This window comes from Rhodoferax sp. PAMC 29310 (assembly GCF_017948265.1).
GTDB lineage: Bacteria > Pseudomonadota > Gammaproteobacteria > Burkholderiales > Burkholderiaceae_C > Rhodoferax.
This window is the reverse complement of record NZ_CP072852.1, coordinates 859,220-879,903: the sequence shown is the minus strand read 5'-3', so window position 1 is coordinate 879,903 and position 20,684 is coordinate 859,220. Positions and strand designations below refer to the sequence as shown.

Here is a 20,684-nt window from a genome sequence, read left to right as displayed (position 1 = left end):
GGACAGAAGAATGATTGCCACCATGCATCCCGTTGTTGAATGGATCGCCGCTGCCCTGCTTTTGATTGCCGCCTTCACCTTGTTTGTGGGCGCCTTGGGTTTGGTCCGCTTTCCTGATTTCTTCATGCGCCTGCACGCCCCCACCAAAGCGTCCACCTTGGGAGTGGGCGGAATTTTGTTGGCCAGCATGATCGTGGCGGCATCTCAGGGTCGCATTGGGCTGGCTGAACTACTGATTACCTTGTTTGTGTTTGTGACCGCGCCGGTCTCCGCCAACCTGATGGCACAGGCGGCCCTGCACCTGAAGGTAAAAAGCCAAGCGCCCATCCCCGATGGATCCATCCCGGAACACCGGGACATTGACTAGCTTCCCAGTAAGCGCGTCACCCGGGTCGGTTCGCCAGGCCTTGCTGCTTGCCTTTGGGTCCTCGGGTAACGACTACTTACCCACCATGGCTTGTGGCTGAACCCAGGCATCAAATTGCGCCGCCGTAACATGGCCCGAGGTGATGGCCGCTTCGCGCAACGTGCACCCGCTGGCATGAGCCTGCTTGGCAATTTCAGCGGCTTTGTCGTAGCCAATGTGAAGATTCAAGGCAGTCACCAGCATCAAGGAGGCGCCCAGTAATTCCGCAATGCGGGGTTTGTTCGCCTCAATGCCCTGAACGCAGTGTTGGTCAAAATTACGCATGCCATCGGCCAGCAACCGAACACTCTGTAAGAAGTTGTGGGCAATCATCGGTCGAAACACATTCAACTCGAAATTGCCGGCGGCACCACCCATGTTGATCGCCACATCGTTGCCCATCACCTGACAGCACAACATGGTGAGCGCCTCGCACTGTGTCGGATTCACCTTGCCTGGCATGATGGATGAGCCGGGTTCGTTGGCGGGCAACAGCAGCTCGCCAAGCCCGCTTCTCGGCCCACTGCCCAACCAGCGCACATCGTTGGCGATTTTCATCAGGCTTGCAGCCAGCCCTTTGAGCGCACCGTGCGCGTGAACCAGTGCGTCACATGCTGCCAGGGCTTCGAATTTATTTGGCGCCGTGACCAGTGGCAGGCCTGTCAGACGCGCCAACTCTGCCGCTGCCAGCTCACCAAACTCGGCGGGTGCATTGAGGCCAGTGCCAACCGCTGTCCCGCCCAGGGCCAGCTCACACAAATGGGGCAGCGCAGCCTGCAAGTGCCGCTCAGCATGAGCCAGTTGGGCTACATAGCCAGAGAACTCCTGACCCAGCGTGAGCGGTGTCGCGTCTTGCAAATGGGTGCGGCCAATCTTGACGATGCCGTCAAACGTTTGCGCCTTGTGCGCCAAGGTCTGGCGTAACCCTACCAATGCCGGCAACAGACGCCGAGAAATGCCGGCCACTGCGGCCGCGTGCATGGCGGTTGGAAACACGTCATTGGACGACTGGCTCCGATTCACGTCGTCATTGGGATGCACGCCGCGCTCCATGCCCCGCACCCCACCCAACAGCTCGCTGGCCCGATTGGCCAAGACCTCATTGACATTCATATTTGTCTGGGTGCCAGAGCCCGTTTGCCAGACTACCAGTGGAAACTCGCCATCATGGCGCCCAGCAAGCACCTCGTCTGCCGCTTGCTCAATGGCGCGAGCCTTTGACGAATCCAACTCACCCAGTGTGGCGTTGACCGTTGCGGCCGCGCGTTTTACCCAGACCAGCGCGTCTATGAGCTCCTTTGACTGACGCTCACCCGAGATGTCAAAATTTTGCAACGAGCGTTGAGTTTGAGCGCCCCACAGGCGATCGAGAGGCACATCAATGGGGCCCATAGAGTCATGTTCGGTGCGGGTTGGCAGCTTCATTCGTATCTTCCTTTCCTGTGCTGTAAGGCCTGTGAAGACAAGCCTGTCAAAATCCAGGGTTTACGCGAACCTAGCACACGCCGGCTGCACTGAACAGCCTTCTTTTCCACGAAGCACCTGACCATGACCACAAGCATTCAACAAGACGACCTGATCGAATCCGTTGCCGCAGCCCTGCAATTCATCAGCTACTACCACCCCGCTGACTACATTGCTCACCTGGCCCGCGCCTATGAACGCGAGCAGAGCCCCGCCGCCAAGGACGCGATCGCGCAGATTCTGACCAATAGCAAGATGAGCGCCACCGGCCACCGGCCGATTTGCCAGGACACCGGCATCGTCAACGTGTTCCTCAAAGTAGGCATGGATGTGCGCTGGGAAGGCTTCACGGGCAGTCTGGATGACGCCATCAATGAAGGCGTGCGCCGTGGCTACAACCACCCTGACAACACCCTGCGAGCGTCTGTGGTAGCAGACCCCCAGTTCGACCGCAAGAACACCAAAGACAACACCCCCGCCGTCATCTTCACGGAAATCGTGCCCGGCAACAAGCTGGATATCACGGTGGCAGCCAAGGGTGGCGGCAGTGAGAACAAAAGCAAAATGGCCATGCTCAACCCGGGCGACTCGGTGGTGGACTGGATTTTAAAAACCGTTCCCACCATGGGCGCCGGCTGGTGCCCGCCCGGCATGCTGGGGATTGGCATTGGCGGCACGGCCGAGAAAGCCGTGTTGATGGCCAAAGAAAGCCTGATGGACGACCTGGATATGTACGAGCTGCAAGCCAAAGCCGCCGCCAACGAGCCGCTCACCAAAACCGAGGCCCTGCGCCTGGAATTGTTTGAAAAGGTCAACGCCCTCGGCATTGGCGCGCAAGGCCTGGGCGGCTTGACGACTGTGCTGGACATCAAAATCAAGATGTACCCCACCCACGCCGCCAGCAAGCCCGTGGCCATGATCCCCAACTGCGCCGCTACCCGCCACGCCCACTTTGTGATGGACGGCAGCGGCCCGGTCTACCTGACCCCGCCCTCGCTGGACTTGTGGCCCGATGTGAACTGGGCCCCCGACTACGTCAAAAGCAAAAAGGTGGACCTCAACACGCTCACCAAAGAAGAAGTTGCCAGCTGGAAGCCGGGTGACACCCTGCTGCTCAACGGCAAGATGTTGACCGGCCGGGACGCCGCTCACAAGCGCATCAAAGACATGCTGGCCAAAGGTGAAAAACTGCCCGTTGACTTCACCAACCGTGTCATTTACTACGTTGGCCCAGTGGATCCGATGAAAGGCGAGGCCGTGGGCCCCGCTGGCCCCACCACCGCCACGCGCATGGACGAGTTCACCGAGATGATGCTGGCCGAGACCGGCCTGATCTCCATGGTGGGCAAGGCCGAGCGCGGCCCGGTCGCCATTGAGGCCATCAAAAAGCACAAGAGCGCTTACCTGATGGCCGTGGGTGGCGCCGCCTACCTGGTGAGCAAAGCCATCAAACACGCTGAAGTGGTTGGCTTTGCGGATCTGGGCATGGAAGCCATTTACGAGTTTGACGTGGTCGACATGCCTGTCACCGTGGCCGTCGATGCTGGCGGCACCAGTGCCCACATCACCGGCCCCGCACTCTGGAAAGAGCGTATTGCTACGGGTGAATTCAAAGGTATTTCGGTGGCCGGTGCCTGATTGACTCGCCCAAACGAATCCCCCTCGGGCGCCTGCCCGATTGGGGTGTTTGACAGCGGCGTCGGGGGCTTGAGCGTGCTCAAGGCCCTGCGTGCCGAGTTGCCCCATGAAGACTTTGTGTACCTGGCGGACGCCGGTCATGCGCCCTATGGCGAGCGCGACGAGGCGTACATTCTGGAGCGCGCCCGCCTCATCACGCGCTACCTGCTTGAGCACCACCATATTCAGTTGCTGGTGATGGCCTGCAACACCGCCACGGCGGCGGCCATTCAACCATTGCGTCAAGAGTTTCCGGCGCTGCCCATCGTTGGCGTGGAGCCGGCCGTCAAACCCGCGGTGGCGCTCAGCCAAACCAAGCACATTGGCGTCATGGCCACGCGCGCCACGTTGAACAGCACCAAATTTCAGGCACTGCTTGCGTCACTGGCAGATCAGGCCGAGTTCATTTGCCAGCCTTGCGATGGGCTGGCCGATGCCATTGAGCGCCAAGAAACATCAAAAATAATAGCACTCTGTGCATATTACACATGGGCTATTGGCCAATTTGGCACAAAACCTGGCGACATAGACACTTTGGTGCTGGGCTGTACCCACTACCCATTTGCCAGAGACCAATTGGCGACATTGCTCGGGCCCGAGATTCACCTTCTCGACAACGGTGACCCCGTCGCACGGCAAACACGCCGCCTGATCGGCGCCAAAGCGAAAGCCTTCGGGCAAGGTCAACTCACCTTGCAATCAACTGGCAATGGCGCCACGCTGCACCATGCCGCCCAGCAATGGTTGGCGGTGCAGAACCCGGTCGAGACCGTCTCGGTCTGACACACCCAAAGGCCTTGGCGTGCTCTAGGTTCGGAATTAGAGTTCACACACTCCCGCCAGCGTCGTTGGCAACCGCTAACGCAGGCATACTGGGCCGCCCGATTCACTCAGCTATACCCAAGATACCCCATGACCATTTGCCCCATCGCCATCGCCGTCGGCTGCCAAAAGTGCCCGGTTTTCAAAATTTGTCCTGTGAAGTCGCTGATTGGTGACGCACCCAAGGCAGCAGAGCCCAAAGCCCAAGTCAAACCCGCCGCCAAAAAGCCCGCGGCCCCAAGAAAAACAGTCAAAAAAGCGAAGAAATAACCCAAACCTCGGTTCAAGGCCCTACCCGGCGCGGCGACCCAGCGACAAGGCGGGATAATCTCTCCCCATGAACCCACTGCTTTCTCGCCTGCAGCCCTACCCTTTTGAGCGGCTGCGCCAACTCTTTGCCTCGGTCACCCCGAATCCGTCACTGCGCCCCATCAGCCTGGGCATGGGCGAGCCCAAGCACGCCACCCCTGCGTTCATTCAGCAAGCCATGGTGGACAGCATTCAGTCCACCCCCAGTGGTTTAGCCGCATACCCCAGCACCCCCGGTGAACCCAAGCTGCGTGATGCATTTATCCACTGGATGAAGCAGCGCTATGGCTTGGATGTGAACCCGGCCACCCAGGTGCTGCCGGTCAATGGCTCTCGTGAGGCCCTGTTTGCCCTGACCCAAACGATCATCGAGCCCGCCCCTGCAGGCAGCGCGGCAGATCAGGCGCCGATTGTGGTCTGTCCCAATCCGTTTTATCAAATCTACGAAGGCGCGGCCCTGTTGGCCGGGGCCCAGCCCTATTTTGTGGCCAGCGACGCGGCTCGTAACTTTGCGCCGGACTGGGACAGCGTGCCAGAGGCTACCTGGGCGCGCACCCAGTTGCTCTTTGTCTGCTCCCCCGGCAACCCCACTGGCGCTGTGATGCCGCTGACCGAATGGGAAAAACTGTTTGCTCTGAGCGACCGCCACGGCTTTGTGATCGCCTCAGACGAGTGTTACAGCGAAATTTACTTCCGTGACGAACCTCCCTTGGGAGGCATGGAGGCCGCCGCCAAGCTGGGGCGCACCGACTTCAAAAACCTGATTTCCTTCACCAGCCTGTCCAAACGCAGCAATGTGCCCGGCATGCGCAGTGGCTTTGTGGCCGGTGACGCTGCCATCATCAAACAGTTTCTGCTCTACCGCACCTACCACGGCAGCGCCATGAGCCCGGTGGTGCAAGCCGCCAGCATCGCCGCTTGGGGCGACGAGGCCCATGTCATCGACAACCGCGCCCAGTACCGCCGCAAGTTTGAACAAGTCACTCCGATGCTGGCTGAGGTGCTGGACGTGTCTTTGCCCGACGCCGGCTTCTACCTGTGGGCCAAAGTCCAGGGCGATGACGCCGAATTCGCACGCGAATTGCTGTCTCTTTACAATGTGACGGTTTTGCCCGGCTCTTATTTGGCCCGCGATGCGCAAGGCAACAACCCCGGCGCCGGCCGTATTCGTATGGCACTGGTGGCTGAAACCGCTGAATGTGTCGAAGCGGCTCAACGCATCGTCCAGTTTGTCAAATCCCGAGTGTGAAGCTCGCCCCCTGATTACCCCTATCGAAAGAAGCAAAAAATGACACAACAACTTCAAACCATCCTCGACGCTGCGTGGGAAGACCGCGCCAACATTTCCGCCAAATCAGCCCCCAAAGAGGTGTCGGAAGCCGTTGAACACGTGCTGGCCCAACTCGATGCCGGTCAATTGCGCGTCGCCACTCGTGATGGCGTTGGCCAGTGGACCACCCACCAGTGGATCAAGAAAGCCGTCTTGCTGAGCTTCCGCCTGAAAGACAACGAAATCATGAAAGCCGGCGACCTTGGCTTTTACGACAAGGTCCCCACCAAATTCGCCGGCATGGACGAAGCGGCCATGAAAGCCACTGGCGTGCGCGTGGTGCCACCTGCCGTGGCGCGTCGGGGCAGTTTTGTGGGCAAAGGCGTGATCCTGATGCCTTCTTACGTGAACATTGGCGCCTATGTGGACGAAGGCACCATGGTTGACACCTGGGCCACCGTCGGCTCCTGCGCCCAGATCGGCAAAAACGTGCACCTGAGTGGCGGCGTAGGCATTGGCGGCGTGCTGGAACCCATGCAAGCCGGTCCCACCATCATTGAAGACAACTGCTTCATCGGCGCCCGCTCCGAAGTGGTTGAAGGCGTCATCGTGGAAGAAAACTCGGTCATCTCCATGGGTGTCTACCTGGGTCAAAGCACCCCGATTTACGACCGCGCCACGGACACCGTCACCTACGGTCGCATTCCTTCGGGCTCGGTGGTCATCAGCGGCAGCCTGCCCAAGAACGACGGCAAGTACAGCCTGTACGCCGCCATCATCGTCAAGCGGGTGGACGCGCAGACCCGCGCCAAGACCAGCCTGAACGACTTGTTGCGCGACTGATTCACCCACTGCCACTCAACCGTTTGAACCGAGGCTAGACCATGGCAACCAATGGTGTTTCAGGCACGATGGATCGAATTCTTCGCCTGATGGCGGAGAAAAAAGCGTCAGACGTGTATCTTTCGGCGCACTCCCCCGCGTTGATTCGCATCAACGGCCAGTGTGTGCCGATCAACAGTCAGGTGCTCCCACCGGAAGCACCGCGCAATTTGCTGGCCGAGGTTTTGTCGCCGGAGAAAATTGAAGAGCTGGAGGAGATGAACGAGTTGAACGTGGGCTTTCCGCTGCCTGGCGTGGGGCGGTTTCGGATCAGCGCCATGCGCCAGCGCGGCACGCTTGCCGCCGTCATTCGCTTCATTGCCATGGATATTCCGTCACTGGCCTCGCTCTCAGTCCCCATGGTTTTGGCAAATCTGGTCATGGAAAAGCGCGGGCTGATATTGATGGTCGGTGCCACAGGCGCAGGCAAGAGCACCACGTTGGCCTCCATGATTGACCACCGCAACGAAAACTCTACCGGACACATCCTCACTATCGAAGATCCGGTCGAGTTTTTGTTCAAGAACAAACGCTCTGTGGTGAACCAGCGAGAAGTCGGCACCGACACACAGTCCACCCACCTGGCACTCAAAAATGCGCTGCGTCAGGCGCCTGACGTGATTCTGATTGGTGAGATTCGCGACCGGGAAACCATGTCGGCGGCCATCGCCTACGCGCAAACCGGTCACCTGTGCCTGGCCACCATGCACGCCAACAACAGCAACCAGGCGCTGAACCGTATCCTGAGTTTTTACCCGGCCGAAGTGCGCCCCACCCTGCTGGGTGACTTGGCCGCCTCGCTCAAAGCCATCGCGTCGCAGCGCTTGCTGCGCACCACCACGGGCGGGCGCACCCCAGCGGCTGAAATCATGATCAACACGTCCTTGATTGCCCAAAAAATTGAAAAAGGTGATTTTTCCGGCATCCGTGACGCCATGAATCAGTCCATGGCCGAAGGCGGCCAAACCTTTGAGCAAGACATCGCCCGTCTGATCAAAGACGGCGTCGTGGACCGACAAGAAGGAATGAGCAACTCCGATTCCCCTACCAACCTGTTATGGCGCCTGCAAAATGACTTTCACGCCCGCTCGGCCGTCAAAACCGTCGTCGAAGAGCCGGACGACCAGCCCAGCTTCACGGAGTTCACGCTGGACGTCAAACACTGACCATGTCAAACACCCTTTACCTCACCGAACAACTCGTTTCCCGCGCCTCGGTCACCCCTAACGACATGGGCTGCCAGGCGTTGATCGCTGCGCGCCTGGCGCCGCTGGGCTTTGTGTGCGAAACCATCGAAAGCGGGCCGGCTGACTTTCGCGTTACCAATTTGTGGGCAAAACGGGCTCCAGCCTCCGAAACACAAGCGCTAGAAGCTACTGAATTGATAGTGTTTGCTGGCCACACAGATGTGGTGCCAACCGGTCCGGTCGAGCAATGGGACAGCAACCCGTTTGCCCCCACTCACCGAGACGGCAAGTTGTTTGGCCGCGGCACCAGCGACATGAAGGCATCCCTGGCCGCGTTTGTGGTTGCTGCCGAGGAGTTCATCGCCGCACAACCCGACACCCCACTGTCCATCGCCTTTTTGCTGACCAGCGACGAAGAGGGTCCGGCCCACGACGGCACCGTCATCGTCTGCCAAGCCCTGACGGCCCGTGGCGAGAAAATGGACTACTGCATCGTCGGCGAACCCACCTCGGTGGAGCGCACCGGCGACATGATCAAGAACGGCCGGCGCGGCTCCATGAGCGGTCGTTTGACGGCGAAAGGGGTGCAAGGCCATATCGCCTACCCCCACCTGGCCAAAAACCCCATTCACCTGGCCGCGCCCGCGTTGGCCGAACTGGTGACCGTGGAATGGGACCAAGGCAACGAATTTTTCCCCGCCACCACCTGGCAAATCAGCAATATGCACGGCGGCACGGGCGCCAGCAATGTGATCCCGGGCGCCGTCGTCATTGACTTTAACTTCCGCTTTTGCACGGAATCGACCCCTGAGAGCCTGCAAGAACGCCTGAAGTCCGTGTTGGTAAAACACGGGCTAGACTTTGACCTGACCTGGAGCATCAGCGGCCTGCCCTTTTTGACGCCACCCGGTACCTTGGTCGACGCTGTCGTTGACGCCATTCGCTCTGAGACCGGCATCGACACCCAACTCTCCACCACCGGCGGCACCAGCGACGGCCGCTTCATCGCCAAGGTGTGCCCGCAAGTCATCGAGCTCGGGCCCCCCAACGCGACCATTCACAAAATCAACGAGTACGTGGCCGTTGCAGACATCGAACCTTTGAAAAACATTTACCGACGTGTGCTGGAAAACCTGCACACGCGCCTGAGCTCATGACCCTGCTGGAACTGATTACCGACGCCGCCCAACAACTGACCGATGCCGGTGTGGCGTTTGGCCACGGCACCACCAACGCCTTTGACGAGGCCGCCTGGCTGGTGCTATGGCAACTGGGATTGCCGCTGGACAGCTCGCTCGATAACCCAGCGACGGACGACACTTCGGTATCAAATCAAGCTGTAGCCCCCGAAAAACAAGCGCAAGTAGCTACTTTATTGATAGCGCGCATCGAATCCCGTAAACCCGCCGCCTACCTGACCCGCGAAGCGTGGCTACAAGGCGTTCCGTTCTACGTCGACGAGCGCGCCATCGTGCCGCGCTCCTTCATTGCCGAGCTGTTAGTCAACGGTGATCTGGACTACTGGCTCAGCGACGCCACCCAACGCGTGCTGGATTTGTGCACCGGCAACGGCAGCTTGGCTGTATTGGCCGCCATGACCTACCCGGACGTGAGCGTGGACGGTGCCGACATCTCCGATGACGCCCTGGCCGTGGCCCGCATCAACGTCGACCGCCACCAGCTGCAGAGCCGCGTCACGCTGACGCACTCTGACGGACTGGCGTCAGTCAACGGCCCCTACGACCTGATACTGTGCAACCCGCCCTACGTCAGCGCCCAAAGCATGGCCGCCCTGCCCCTGGAATACCGGGCCGAGCCCGCCCTGGCGCTGGACGGCAATGGGGAAGGCGGCAGCGACGGCATGGACTTCATCCGCCACTTGCTGCGCCAAGCACCCGCCCAGATGACCGAAAAAGCAATTCTGGTGCTGGAGATCGGCAACGAACAAGCCAACTTTGAAGCTGCCTTCCCCAAACTGGCCCCTATTTGGCTAGACACCAGCGCGGGCGATGCCCAAGTACTGGTGTTGACCCGTGCCGAGCTGCTGAAGATTTGAACGCCAGCAGCAATCGACTTACCGCAGTGGCACCGACCGCCCCTCACCCTCTCTAACTGAAACGATTCCCTTGATTACTCTTAAAAACGTCACCCTTCGCCGCAGCGCCAAAGTCTTATTGGACGGCGCAACCGTCACCATGAACCCCGGAGAAAAAGTCGGGCTGGTGGGACGCAATGGCGCAGGTAAGTCTTCTTTGTTTGCCTTGCTCAATGGCAATCTGCACGAAGACGCGGGTGAGTACTACATTCCGACCCAATGGCGAATGGGCCAGGTCTCGCAGGACATGCCGGAAACGGACCAGTCCGCCACAGACTTCGTGGTCGAGGGCGACACCAACTTGCTGGCAGCACAGCAGGAAGTCACCGCGTCAGAGGCCACCGACGACTATGACCGCATGGCCCACGCTTACATGGCCCTGCAAGATGCCGGCGCCCACGACGCGCCCGCCCGCGCCCAAGCCCTGATTTTGGGCTTGGGTTTCAAAACCACCGAACTCACCAACCCGGTGAACAGCTTTTCCGGCGGCTGGCGCATGCGCCTGCAGCTGGCCCGCGCGCTGATGTGCCCCTCTGACCTGCTTTTGCTGGACGAGCCCACCAACCACTTGGACCTGGACGCACTGGTTTGGCTGGAGGCTTGGCTCAAACGATATGAAGGAACCATGGTCGTCATCAGCCACGACCGGGAATTTTTGGATGCCGTCACCACCGTGACACTGCACATTGACGCGGGAAAACTGGTGCGCTACGGCGGCAACTACAGCAAGTTTGAAGACATGCGCGCCGAGCAGATGGAGCTGCAACAAAACGCATTCTCCAAGCAGCAAGACAAAATTGCCCACCTGCAAAAGTTCATCGCCCGCTTCAAGGCCAAGGCCAGCAAGGCCAAGCAGGCTCAAAGCCGGGTCAAAGCGCTGGACCGCATGGAGAAAATCGCGCCCTTGCTGGCCGACGCCGACTTCACCTTCGAGTTCAAAGAACCCGCCAATTTGCCCAACCCCATGCTGTCCATGCAGGGCGTGAGCTTTGGCTACCCCGCGCCAGAAGATGCGCCAGAGGGCACGCCGCCCACCGTCATCGTTCAAAACGTCAGCAAATCGGTGCTGGCCGGTCAGCGCATCGGTATTCTGGGTGCCAATGGTCAGGGCAAATCCACCCTGGTCAAGACCGTGGCGCGTGATTTGCAAGCCATTGGCGGCGAAATGACCGAGGGCAAAGGCCTCAACATTGGTTACTTTGCCCAGCAAGAGTTGGACGTGCTGCGCCCTGCGGACACCCCGCTGGAGCACATGATCCGCCTCGTCAAGGAGTTGACGGCTGCCGGAAAAATCGCCGGCCAAGCCACCCGCGAACAAGACCTGCGCAGCTTCCTGGGCACCTTCAACTTCGGTGGCGACATGGTCAAGCAAGCCGTGGGCAGCATGAGCGGTGGTGAAAAAGCCCGCCTGGTGCTGTGCATGATCGTCTGGCAGCGCCCCAACCTGCTGCTGCTTGACGAGCCCACCAACCACCTGGACTTGGCTACCCGTGAAGCACTGGCCATGGCGCTGAATGAATTTGAAGGCACCGTGATGCTGGTCAGCCACGACCGCGCCCTGCTGCGCGCCGTGTGCGACGAATTCTGGATGGTCTCCCGCGGCGGCGTCGAACCCTTCGACGGCGACCTCGACGACTACCAGCGCTACCTGCTGGACGAAGCCAAACGCCAACGCGAAGCCATCAAAGAGGCCAACAGCGCCGCCGCCAAAGCCGAACGGAAAGCCCAAGCTGAAGCCGCCGCGCAAGCCAAAACGAAGGCCAAACCCGCACCCTCAGGCTCGCTCAAACGCAAACTGGAAGAGATCGAGGCCAAAATGGCCGAACTCAACACCGAAGGCGCCTCCTTGGAAGCTCACCTGTGCAAAACGCCCCCCCCCGCCGAGATTGCGGAATTGGGCAAGCGGTTGAGCACGGTGAACGAGGAATTGCAGAAGTTGGAAGAAAAGTGGCTGGCACTGTCTGGAGAAATTGAGGCCTTGGCGGGGTGAGCCATACGCCAAAAATTAGTAAACTTTCACGCTCCTAATGTGGTGCCTGGAATGATACGAGCCAGCATCGAAAGACGATCCAATAGATTGGCACAGAAGTCCCGCTCGAAGCTAACTAAGATTATTGACATGGCAATCACAATATGACCAAGCCCTTCATTCACACCCTCTCAGATGTTCAATCAAACGCTGTTGGCGAAAATACTCGTATCTGGCAATTTGTTGTGGTGCTTGCTGGCGCAAGAATTGGTCAAGACTGCAACATCTGCTCCCACTGTTTGATTGAAAATGACGTGGTCATCGGTGATCGGGTTACGGTCAAGAGCGGTACACAGTTGTGGGATGGTCTTCGCGTCGGTAGTGACGTTTTCATCGGCCCCAACGTTACCTTTACCAACGACAAAAATCCACAAAGCGGAAACGTGAACTTCACTCGGCTGTCGACACGTATCGAGTCCGGTGCCAGCATCGGCGGCGGCGCGACCTTGTTGCCCGGGGTAACAATTGGTGTAGGTGCCATCGTGGGTGCAGGCTCAGTGGTTACTAAAGACGTGCAGCCAGGTACCACAGTTGTGGGCAACCCAGCCAAAGTATTGATCTAAAGAAACGCGAGGGACCCCAATGATTTTCAACATCGACGCCTGCAAAACAATCGAACTACCCAAAATCACTGACCCCCGTGGCAATCTGACCTTTGTCGAAGGGGGAAAGCAAATCCCTTTTGACATCCAACGTGTCTATTACCTCTACGACGTGCCAGGTGGGGCCGAGCGAGGTGGTCATGCCCACAAAGGGCTACACCAGCTCATTATTGCGATGTCAGGCAGCTTTGATGTCGTTCTGGATGACGGTGCCAACAAAAAACGCGTGCATCTTAGTCGATCGTACAACGGCCTGTATGTCTGTCCGATGATCTGGCGCGAGTTGGATAATTTTTCATCCGGCTCTGTCTGCATGGTCCTGGCTTCAAACAGATACGACGAAGATGACTATTACCGCGACTACAGCGAATTCATGCTTGATCGGGCTAAGTTATGAGTGTTCCGTTTTTAGACTTGAGTGCGGCCTACCGCGAACTGCAAACCGAGATTGACGCAGCCGTTGCGCGATCATTGGCGTCTGGTTACTACATCGGGGGGCCGGAAGTCGAGGCGTTTGAAGGGGAGTTTGCCAGGTACTGCGGAGCAGAGCACGCCATCGGAGTTGCAAATGGCCTGGATGCATTGCACCTGGCATTGCGGGCCATGGACGTAGGGCCAGGGGACGAGGTCATCGTTCCCAGCAATACCTACATCGCCACTTGGTTGGCGGTGAGTCAATGTGGTGCCACGCCAGTGCCAGTGGAGCCTGATGCGCGGACATACAACATTGACCCTACCCGCATTGAATCGGCGATTACTTCGCGGACAAAAGTTATTCTCCCTGTGCATCTATACGGGCAGCCCGCCGATATGGACGCTATTCTGCCTATAGCACGCAAGTACAGCCTTCGTGTATTGGAAGACGCGGCGCAGGCCCACGGCGCACGATACAAAGGCACGCGCTTGGGCTGTCATGGAGATATGGTGGCCTGGAGTTTTTACCCAGGTAAGAACTTGGGGGCCATGGGCGACGGGGGGGCAATTACGACCAGCGATGCGCAGTTGGCAGATCGCATTGGCGTGCTGCGCAACTACGGCTCGCGGGTGAAATATGTCAATGAAATCAAAGGCTACAACAGCCGCTTGGACCCACTGCAAGCCGCGATCCTGCGCGTAAAGCTGGCGCATCTGGATGAATGGAACGCCCGCCGTAGTGGCATTGCAGCCCGATATCAACAAGGTTTGACCGGTTCCGGTCTGACTCTACCCTTTGTGCCGATCTGGGCTGAACCAGCCTGGCATCTATATGTGGTGCAACACCCTCGGCGCGATGCTTTGCAAAACGCATTGGCACGCTCTGGCGTGGGGACGTTGATTCACTACCCCATTGCGCCGCATTTGCAGCAGGCGTATGCCAGTGCCGGCTTTGTCAAGGGCCAATTCCCCTTGGCAGAGCGGATTGCAAATCAGTGTCTGAGCTTGCCAATAGGGCCGCAGTTGAACGAGGCATCCCTTGACGCCGTGGTGACTGCGGTGAAAGCCTTGGCCTAGTCGTGTCTGAACAAGCTGCGTCGTACCGGCGTATTCTTAAAAGTTCTTCCATCATTGGAGGGGCATCAGTCATTAACATTTTGATCGGTCTGGTACGTATCAAATTTGTAGCCCTGTGGCTTGGGCCAGCTGGCATCGGTCTTGTCAGCCTTTACAGTGTTTTGCTGGCGACAGCCTCAACCCTGGCCTCTATGGGTGTCGGGACAGTCGCTACGCGTCAGGTTGCAGAGGCCTTGAGCAAAGAAGATGCACAAACGCTTGCTGTGGTGCGGCGGTCCCTCTCTTTGGGTGTCTGGATATTGGCGGGTGCAGGGGCGTTGGCGGTGTGGTCTTTGCGCGAGGTGTTGGCGATTAAGGTCTTGGGTGGGGTGAGTTACGCCGGCGATGTCGGCTGGTTGGCCCTCGGGGTTGCTTTATCGGTGGCAGCGTCATTGCAGACGGCATTGCTGCAAGGCATGCGCCGCATGGGCGACATGGCCCTACTAAGTGTGTTGGGGGCCGTGTTGAACACTGTACTCGGTATGGCCGTGCTTTGGCAGTGGAAGCAGGCCGGGCTGCTTGCCTTTGTGGTGGCCGGTCCGTTGGTCAATTTTGTACTGGGATACTGGTTTGTAGGGCGTGTGCCCAAAGTGACCGTTGAGTCTGTTTCCTTTGACGCGGTGGCGCAGCAGTGGCGAACTTTCTTGCGTCTGGGGGTCCCTTTTATGGGGGCTGGGTTGGTGGGGTCATTGGTTCAACTATGGATGCGTGTGGAGGTGGGGCAAACGTTGGGAGCAGAGTCGTTAGGTCACTTTCAAGCGGCCTGGACCATATCAATGCAGTACATCGGATTTGTTTTGGCGGCCATGGGTGCTGACTATTACCCCCGCTTGGCGGGTGTGATGGCTGACAAATTGGCAGCAACCCGCTTGGTTAATGAACAAACAGAAATATCGCTGTTGCTCAGCGCGCCTATATTCATCGCCGTGATTGGCGTGGCTCCTTGGGTGATTCAACTTTTGTATTCGTCAGACTTTTCCCCCGCTGTAGCCGTGTTGCGCTGGCAGGTGTTAGGCGATGTACTTAAGGTGGCGAGTTGGCCATTGGGCTTTGTGATTGTCGCGGCCGGCGCAGGGGCGACGTTCTTTTGGACAGAATCATTGGTTTTGATTTTGATGGGTGGGCTGATTGCTGTCTTTACCTCAGTGATCGGACTGCAAGCAACAGGCATCGCATTTTTAATCTCTTACATGGTTTATTTGCCTATAGTGTTCATGCTGGCGAATCGACGAATCGGATTCTTGTGGACCTCGCAAGTGGCAACGCTGCTGGTCAGCATATTTTGTATTTGTATATTGGTTTTTATCATTAGCGTTAAATTCTGGTTTGGACCTTTGGCGTCGTTGGTGGGTTCCATGCTCTTTGCCGTTTATTCGTTTGGAAGAATTTCAAAAATCATCAATCTGAGTGGTCGAGTCGGTCGACTGGGGGCGCTGGCAAACCGGATTACAACGAAAATGGGGATAATCAATAAACCATGAAAATTGCTATTATATTAATTACATTTAATCAAGAAAAATTCATCCTAGAAGCCCTTGATGGCATACGCCTGCAGACGCGAACACCTGATGAGGTTGTGATTGCAGATGATGGTTCAAAAGACAGAACCCAGGATTTAATACTGGCCTATGTGGCTCAGCACAATCTAGAACGAAAATGGAAAATAATTTTTTCTGAAAATAACAAAGGACTCAATGAAAATTTGCAAGGTGGCATTAATGTAATTACTTCGGATGTCATTATCCCATTGGCGGGCGATGATGTTTCATTGCCAAATCGGTGCGCAGTTGCGGAACAAATTTTTCTGAGTCATCCGGATGTAAATCATAGTGTAACGGCCGGGTATGTTATTGATGAGACGGGGGAACTAATCAAAACAATCAATTGTCAAGATAAAATTTATACAGACCCGTTTCTTGCCATTAAGCTAGGTTTTCCGCCTGCGCCGCCGTACGGGAGTGCATGGCGTAAAGTTTTGTTTGATGTCTTTGGAAAACTGCGTTTTGACATTCCAAACGAAGATGATCAAATGGGCTTTCGTGGAATGCTTTTAGGTGGTTTTCTGATATCGTCAGAGAAAACCTATAAATACAGAGTCCATGAAAAATCAATGAGTAGCTGGCAGCGAAACATGAGTTCTGATGAATTGTATTTTCAGCAATTCAAAAAAAATCAAAAAATACGTCTTGCCAATATTCTTTGGTGGAAAGATTCCTTAGAAAAAATTGAAAGAAAAGATAAATTATATTTATTGGAATCGCTTGCTTTCAAAGCAGATTTTTATAAATTCATGGGCGCCATTGATGATCACTCTATTTTCTCAAGAATCATCCATCTTTATCGTTGCCGGCGTGTATTGTGCAGAAGAGATCTTGTCTATGGGCTTGCCGGAAAGATAGGTATTTTGGGTTGGCGGCGTTTTCGTCAAATGCGAGGGGTGAAATGAGTAGAGGCGCCATTTTCCCTGCGGGCTATACGCCGAAATTGAAGTGCGCGGCTTGTGGTGCAAAAGGGTTGCTTTGCTATGAGGGGCTTGAAGATCACCTTTTTGCAATCAAAGGTGCTTGGCGTATGGTGCGTTGCTCGCGTAACGGCTGTGGTCTTCATTGGTTGGATCCATCTCCGCTGCCTGACTTACTTCCAACCTTCTATGAGCAGTACCACACGCATGCTGCAGAGCCTGCCGGAGGCCTCGCCAAACGTCTTTTTACCCAAGCGGTGAATACCTATTTGGCGGCCAAGTTTGGCTATGCTAGTTGCCCAACCCTTGCTGGGAAAATAGGACGATGGATCATCCAATTCACACCAACACTACGGGACGACGCAGCCGCGCGGGTGTATTGGTTGGATCGTGTGCAAAACGGGAAACTTCTTGAAGTGGGTTTTGGCAATGGCGCAACGCTAGATCGCCTGCGAAGGCTTGGCTGGAATGTTGTCGGGGTCGAGTTTGACGGGGTAAGTGTTGAGCTTGCTAGAAAGCTAGGGCTTGAGGCCCATTTAGGTTCGTTAGAAGACTGCGACTTTGATCCGAATAGTTTTGATGCCGTTGTGGCCAGTCATGTCATAGAGCATTTGCCCGATCCGGCAGGATATTTTAAAGAGTGTTTCAGGATCTTGAAGTCAGACGGCCGCATGGTTCTCACGACGCCAAATGCATCATCGTTGGGTCATCGTTTGTTTACATCTAATTGGCGCGGCCTGGAGCCACCGCGGCATTTGTTTGTATATTCACCGGATTCATTGGAAAAACTGGCTAGGGATGCTGGCTTTACGCGCGTCTGGGCGACAACCACCGCACGCTCAGGAACAATTTTGGCGCAGAGTTTACGATTGGCGCTTGGATTAAACCCACACGGTGCTCCACGAATTGAAATTGAGCTGGCTGCATGGGTGGGGTGGTTTTTCTCCCTGTTTTCGGGCCGAAAATCAGGAGAGGAGATTCGACTTGAATGCCGACCATGAAGCTCCCCGCATTGGCCAGGTGCGTGTCGCAGCTGTACTGGTCAACTGGCGGCAGCCCGAGTTAACGGTTGAGGCTGTTCAAGCCTTAGCTCGCCAGACACTGCGTTGTGTAAAGGTGATCGTGGTTGATAACGGCAGTGGAGATGGTTCGGCAGAGTTATTGAAGGCATCGTTGCCAGATGCATTAGTGGTCTGTAATGAAAAAAATGCGGGTTTTGGTGTCGGGTGTAATTCAGGTATTGAGCGTGCGCTTGCAGAAGGCGTTGACTATGTGTGGTTGGTCAACAATGACGCCAAACTTCATGAGCAATGTTTGGAGTTTCTATTGGCGTGCGCCCAAGCGGATTTAAAAGTTGGTGCGGTTGGGGCGCGTATTTGTGACCCAAATCGAGTCGTGGTAGACCACGCCGGCACAGTGATGCATCCGCTAACTTTTACATGTCGCTACACGATGCTCGAAGTGGAAGTGAATGAGGCCACCTATGCCTGGTTAACTGGCGCCTCAATTTTGTTGTCGGTGCCGGCGGTGAGGCAGGTTGGCCTGTTTGATTCTGAGTTTTTTATGTATTGGGAAGACGCCGATCTTTGTCATCGAATTCGACAAGCTGGGTTTCGACTTGCTATTGCACCGGAGGCGATAGTTTTTCATGTGGCTGGCACGAGTAGTAATGAGATGAGAGTTACAAGATTTTCGTGGCATCTTGAATCTCAAATACGATGGATTCGTAAAAATTACTCACTTCCGTTATATGGTGTTTTTTTGGTATATGTTCGACATCTTGTTAAAAGTATTATTAGTCGTGATTTAGAAAGATTTTTCATGACTCTTAAGTCTCTAAAATCATCGCTAAAAAACTGATAAATATGAAATATTGTTTATATTCATCTATTGATGACGTTAATTTATTTGAGCGCGTAGGTTTTTATCGTGATGATATTTCCGCCTTACGACTAAACGGCGCTAAGGTGCTAGCAACAAACTCGTTAATACAAGTTTTTTGTTTTAGGCCATATATTATTGTTGGTTATTTTTACAGCAAATCTTTAGTGGTGGCGATTCTGGGGAGATTAATCGGTTCGCGGGTTCTTCTGACGGGTGGTGCGGATCAGATTTCACCGGCTCTTCTGCAAGGTTATCGACTTTTCAATCGACGAGTTATTGCGTTCTTATGCTTGCTTTTCGCAAATAAGATTTTGTTATCTTGCTCAGACGATTTGGTAAATTTCAAGAAGTTATGTTTTGGTATTTTTTGGCTTGAAGATAAAATTGTTTTTGTTAATCATGTCGTTATTCCGGCACCTGTAATACGACCTTTTAATCCGCATAAATCAAATCAGTTTTCAGCTTTTACGTTGTGCTGGATGGGGTCGATATCGAACGTAAAGCGTAAGGGCGTCGATAGGGCGATAAAGCTTGTCGGCTTACTACGACAAATTGGGGTTGATGCCACGCTTGATATTGCGGGAAGCAATGGCCCTGGAAAGAGATATCTTGAAGATTTAATAAATAAAATTAACCTAAATCCCTATGTAAAATTATTAGGACCAATCTCCGAGGAAGAGAAAAACAAACGATTTTCGAGTGGGCATGTGTATCTTCAAATCTCTGAACACGAGGGATTTGGTGTTGCTGCTGCTGAGGCATTTTTTTCGGGGATGGTGGTGATTCACTCCAATAGGGGTGGACTGAGTGATGTCATTGGAGAGAATGGTGTCATTCTCGATCCTTTAGTTATAGATCGTGGAAACACAAATGAAATTAATGAATTTTATTTACTTTATTTAGATTATCGAGTAAACAATGATTACTTGAAAAATATGATTAATGATTATTCACTCAAGATGCGATCTGATGCCTTTTTAAAGTACGGAAATGTTTAATAGAAAAACGCTTTTAATTAGCGGTGGTACTGGCTCCTTTGGAAATGCTGTTCTTAAGCGTTTCCTAGAAACTGACATTGCTGAAATCCGCATCTTCAGCCGCGACGAAAAAAAGCAGGATGACATGCGCAAGCGCTACAACCATCCCAAGCTCAAGTTCTATATTGGTGATGTGCGTGATTCTCGTGGTGTGGCAGCAGCCCTGCGGGGGGTGGATTATGTGTTTCACGCTGCGGCGCTCAAGCAGGTACCTTCGTGCGAGTTTCACCCCATGGAGGCGGTGCGTACCAACGTCTTAGGCACTGAGAATGTGCTGGAGGCCGCTATTGCGGCTGGCGTAAAGCGCGTGGTGTGCCTCAGTACTGACAAGGCGGTGTACCCCATCAATGCCATGGGAATCAGCAAGGCCATGATGGAAAAAGTCATGGTGGCCGCCAGCCGCAACCTTGAAGACACCAACACCGTTATTTGTGGCACCCGATACGGCAACGTTATGGCTTCACGTGGCTCGGTGATTCCCCTGTTTGTGTCGCAAGTTCTGGCCGGCAAGCCCATTACGGTGACAGATCCCTCCATGACGCGGTTCATGATGACACTGGCCGACGCGGTTGACTTGGTGTTGTATGGGTTTGAGCATGGCAACAATGGCGATATTTTTGTGCAAAAAGCCCCGGCCGCGACTGTGGCCGTGCTGACTCAAGCAATTTTGGAGTTGATGGGCAAACCCGATCACGAAGTGCGCAGCATTGGCACCCGTCACGGTGAAAAACTTTACGAGGCCTTGCTCGGCCGTGAAGAAATGGCGTGTGCCCAAGACATGGGCGACTACTTCCGCGTGCCGCCTGATGCCCGGGACTTGAACTATGCAAAATTCGTAGAACAAGGCGAGCAACGTATGACTCAAAGCACACATGGCGAAGACTACAACTCGCACAACACCACGCGCCTGGATGTGGCGGGCATGAAAACGCTGCTGCTGAAGCTGGATTTCATGCAACGCATAGCGCGTGGCGAGCACGCTTTGGCAGAGGATTGAGTCGTTTTGTGCCAATAATTGGCTTGATCATG

19 protein-coding genes and 2 pseudogenes are annotated in these 20,684 nt (G+C 55.4%); 20 read left to right on the top strand and 1 reads right to left on the bottom strand.

Annotated features, from left to right (window positions below):
- Positions 1-10 precede the first annotated feature (10 nt).
- Positions 11-367, top strand: a complete 357-nt coding sequence (locus J8G15_RS04070; RefSeq protein WP_240538436.1) for a Na+/H+ antiporter subunit G — start codon at positions 11-13, stop codon at positions 365-367.
- 72 nt (positions 368-439) lie between these two features.
- Here the strand turns inward: J8G15_RS04070 and fumC are convergent, their stop codons facing one another.
- Positions 440-1,825, bottom strand: a complete 1,386-nt coding sequence (fumC, locus tag J8G15_RS04065) for a class II fumarate hydratase (RefSeq protein ID WP_210547455.1) — start codon at positions 1,823-1,825, stop codon at positions 440-442.
- A gap of 129 nt (positions 1,826-1,954) precedes the next feature.
- On the opposite strand from fumC, the gene J8G15_RS04060 reads away from it, so the two are divergent.
- The 19 genes and pseudogenes from J8G15_RS04060 (at position 1,955) to J8G15_RS03975 (ending at position 20,652) form a co-directional block, all read left to right on the top strand.
- Positions 1,955-3,508, top strand: a complete 1,554-nt coding sequence (locus J8G15_RS04060; RefSeq protein ID WP_210546282.1) for a fumarate hydratase — start codon at positions 1,955-1,957, stop codon at positions 3,506-3,508.
- Positions 3,509-4,330, top strand: coding sequence for a glutamate racemase (gene murI, locus J8G15_RS04055; protein ID WP_210546281.1), 822 nt, complete (start codon positions 3,509-3,511; stop codon positions 4,328-4,330).
- Positions 4,331-4,459: 129 nt separating this feature from the next.
- On the top strand, positions 4,460-4,639 hold the full coding sequence (locus J8G15_RS04050) for a hypothetical protein (protein ID WP_210546280.1): 180 nt from the start codon (positions 4,460-4,462) through the stop codon (positions 4,637-4,639).
- 67 nt (positions 4,640-4,706) lie between these two features.
- Positions 4,707-5,927 carry a succinyldiaminopimelate transaminase gene (gene dapC / locus J8G15_RS04045; RefSeq protein ID WP_210546279.1) on the top strand — a complete coding sequence of 407 codons (1,221 nt, stop codon included), beginning with the start codon at positions 4,707-4,709 and terminating at the stop codon, positions 5,925-5,927.
- 39 nt (positions 5,928-5,966) lie between these two features.
- The gene (dapD, locus tag J8G15_RS04040) at positions 5,967-6,791 is read left to right on the top strand and encodes a 2,3,4,5-tetrahydropyridine-2,6-dicarboxylate N-succinyltransferase (RefSeq protein ID WP_210546278.1); all 825 of its coding nucleotides are present in this window, start codon (positions 5,967-5,969) and stop codon (positions 6,789-6,791) included.
- A 41-nt stretch (positions 6,792-6,832) separates the two neighbouring features.
- The gene (locus tag J8G15_RS04035) at positions 6,833-7,996 is read left to right on the top strand and encodes a PilT/PilU family type 4a pilus ATPase (RefSeq protein ID WP_240538435.1); all 1,164 of its coding nucleotides are present in this window, start codon (positions 6,833-6,835) and stop codon (positions 7,994-7,996) included.
- 2 nt (positions 7,997-7,998) lie between these two features.
- Positions 7,999-9,174, top strand: coding sequence for a succinyl-diaminopimelate desuccinylase (dapE, locus tag J8G15_RS04030; RefSeq protein WP_210546277.1), 1,176 nt, complete (start codon positions 7,999-8,001; stop codon positions 9,172-9,174).
- Positions 9,171-10,073 carry a 50S ribosomal protein L3 N(5)-glutamine methyltransferase gene (gene prmB / locus J8G15_RS04025; RefSeq protein ID WP_210546276.1) on the top strand — a complete coding sequence of 301 codons (903 nt, stop codon included), beginning with the start codon at positions 9,171-9,173 and terminating at the stop codon, positions 10,071-10,073. Before dapE ends, prmB begins: the two co-directional genes overlap by 4 nt.
- A 70-nt stretch (positions 10,074-10,143) precedes the next feature.
- Positions 10,144-12,102: an ABC-F family ATP-binding cassette domain-containing protein gene (locus tag J8G15_RS04020; protein WP_210546275.1), complete on the top strand. Its 1,959-nt coding sequence runs from the start codon at positions 10,144-10,146 to the stop codon at positions 12,100-12,102.
- Positions 12,103-12,245: 143 nt separating this feature from the next.
- Positions 12,246-12,344: pseudogene (locus J8G15_RS21995) on the top strand (isomerase); the annotation flags it as partial.
- A gap of 228 nt (positions 12,345-12,572) precedes the next feature.
- Positions 12,573-12,698: pseudogene (locus J8G15_RS21990) on the top strand (sugar O-acetyltransferase); the annotation flags it as partial.
- A gap of 25 nt (positions 12,699-12,723) precedes the next feature.
- Complete coding sequence (locus tag J8G15_RS04010; RefSeq protein WP_210546273.1) at positions 12,724-13,140, top strand: FdtA/QdtA family cupin domain-containing protein; 417 nt, start codon at positions 12,724-12,726, stop codon at positions 13,138-13,140.
- Entirely contained in the window at positions 13,137-14,234 is a 1,098-nt protein-coding gene (locus J8G15_RS04005) for a DegT/DnrJ/EryC1/StrS aminotransferase family protein (RefSeq protein WP_210546272.1), read from the top strand. Before J8G15_RS04010 ends, J8G15_RS04005 begins: the two co-directional genes overlap by 4 nt.
- A 2-nt stretch (positions 14,235-14,236) precedes the next feature.
- Positions 14,237-15,754 carry an O-antigen translocase gene (locus tag J8G15_RS04000; RefSeq protein ID WP_210546271.1) on the top strand — a complete coding sequence of 506 codons (1,518 nt, stop codon included), beginning with the start codon at positions 14,237-14,239 and terminating at the stop codon, positions 15,752-15,754.
- The gene (locus J8G15_RS03995; RefSeq protein ID WP_210546270.1) at positions 15,751-16,719 is read left to right on the top strand and encodes a glycosyltransferase; all 969 of its coding nucleotides are present in this window, start codon (positions 15,751-15,753) and stop codon (positions 16,717-16,719) included. The genes J8G15_RS04000 and J8G15_RS03995 overlap by 4 nt, the downstream gene beginning before the upstream one ends.
- The gene (locus tag J8G15_RS03990; protein ID WP_210546269.1) at positions 16,716-17,735 is read left to right on the top strand and encodes a bifunctional 2-polyprenyl-6-hydroxyphenol methylase/3-demethylubiquinol 3-O-methyltransferase UbiG; all 1,020 of its coding nucleotides are present in this window, start codon (positions 16,716-16,718) and stop codon (positions 17,733-17,735) included. The genes J8G15_RS03995 and J8G15_RS03990 overlap by 4 nt, the downstream gene beginning before the upstream one ends.
- Positions 17,719-18,594, top strand: coding sequence for a glycosyltransferase family 2 protein (locus J8G15_RS03985; protein WP_210546268.1), 876 nt, complete (start codon positions 17,719-17,721; stop codon positions 18,592-18,594). The genes J8G15_RS03990 and J8G15_RS03985 overlap by 17 nt, the downstream gene beginning before the upstream one ends.
- Before the next feature lie 5 nt (positions 18,595-18,599).
- The gene (locus J8G15_RS03980; RefSeq protein ID WP_210546267.1) at positions 18,600-19,616 is read left to right on the top strand and encodes a glycosyltransferase family 4 protein; all 1,017 of its coding nucleotides are present in this window, start codon (positions 18,600-18,602) and stop codon (positions 19,614-19,616) included.
- Positions 19,609-20,652 carry a polysaccharide biosynthesis protein gene (locus J8G15_RS03975; RefSeq protein WP_210546266.1) on the top strand — a complete coding sequence of 348 codons (1,044 nt, stop codon included), beginning with the start codon at positions 19,609-19,611 and terminating at the stop codon, positions 20,650-20,652. The genes J8G15_RS03980 and J8G15_RS03975 overlap by 8 nt, the downstream gene beginning before the upstream one ends.
- Positions 20,653-20,684: the final 32 nt, after the last annotated feature.

What these genes read in the sequence shown, in the direction of transcription:
- J8G15_RS04070 (WP_240538436.1), top strand. Translation starts at nt 11, where the DNA reads ATGATTGCCACCATGCATCCCGTTGTTGAATGGATCGCCGCTGCCCTG.
- J8G15_RS04060 (WP_210546282.1), top strand. Translation starts at nt 1,955, where the DNA reads ATGACCACAAGCATTCAACAAGACGACCTGATCGAATCCGTTGCCGCA.
- J8G15_RS04050 (WP_210546280.1), top strand. Translation starts at nt 4,460, where the DNA reads ATGACCATTTGCCCCATCGCCATCGCCGTCGGCTGCCAAAAGTGCCCG.
- dapC (WP_210546279.1), top strand. Translation starts at nt 4,707, where the DNA reads ATGAACCCACTGCTTTCTCGCCTGCAGCCCTACCCTTTTGAGCGGCTG.
- dapD (WP_210546278.1), top strand. Translation starts at nt 5,967, where the DNA reads ATGACACAACAACTTCAAACCATCCTCGACGCTGCGTGGGAAGACCGC.
- J8G15_RS04035 (WP_240538435.1), top strand. Translation starts at nt 6,833, where the DNA reads ATGGCAACCAATGGTGTTTCAGGCACGATGGATCGAATTCTTCGCCTG.
- dapE (WP_210546277.1), top strand. Translation starts at nt 7,999, where the DNA reads ATGTCAAACACCCTTTACCTCACCGAACAACTCGTTTCCCGCGCCTCG.
- prmB (WP_210546276.1), top strand. Translation starts at nt 9,171, where the DNA reads ATGACCCTGCTGGAACTGATTACCGACGCCGCCCAACAACTGACCGAT.
- J8G15_RS04010 (WP_210546273.1), top strand. Translation starts at nt 12,724, where the DNA reads ATGATTTTCAACATCGACGCCTGCAAAACAATCGAACTACCCAAAATC.
- J8G15_RS04005 (WP_210546272.1), top strand. Translation starts at nt 13,137, where the DNA reads ATGAGTGTTCCGTTTTTAGACTTGAGTGCGGCCTACCGCGAACTGCAA.
- J8G15_RS03995 (WP_210546270.1), top strand. Translation starts at nt 15,751, where the DNA reads ATGAAAATTGCTATTATATTAATTACATTTAATCAAGAAAAATTCATC.
- J8G15_RS03990 (WP_210546269.1), top strand. Translation starts at nt 16,716, where the DNA reads ATGAGTAGAGGCGCCATTTTCCCTGCGGGCTATACGCCGAAATTGAAG.
- J8G15_RS03980 (WP_210546267.1), top strand. Translation starts at nt 18,600, where the DNA reads ATGAAATATTGTTTATATTCATCTATTGATGACGTTAATTTATTTGAG.
- J8G15_RS03975 (WP_210546266.1), top strand. Translation starts at nt 19,609, where the DNA reads ATGTTTAATAGAAAAACGCTTTTAATTAGCGGTGGTACTGGCTCCTTT.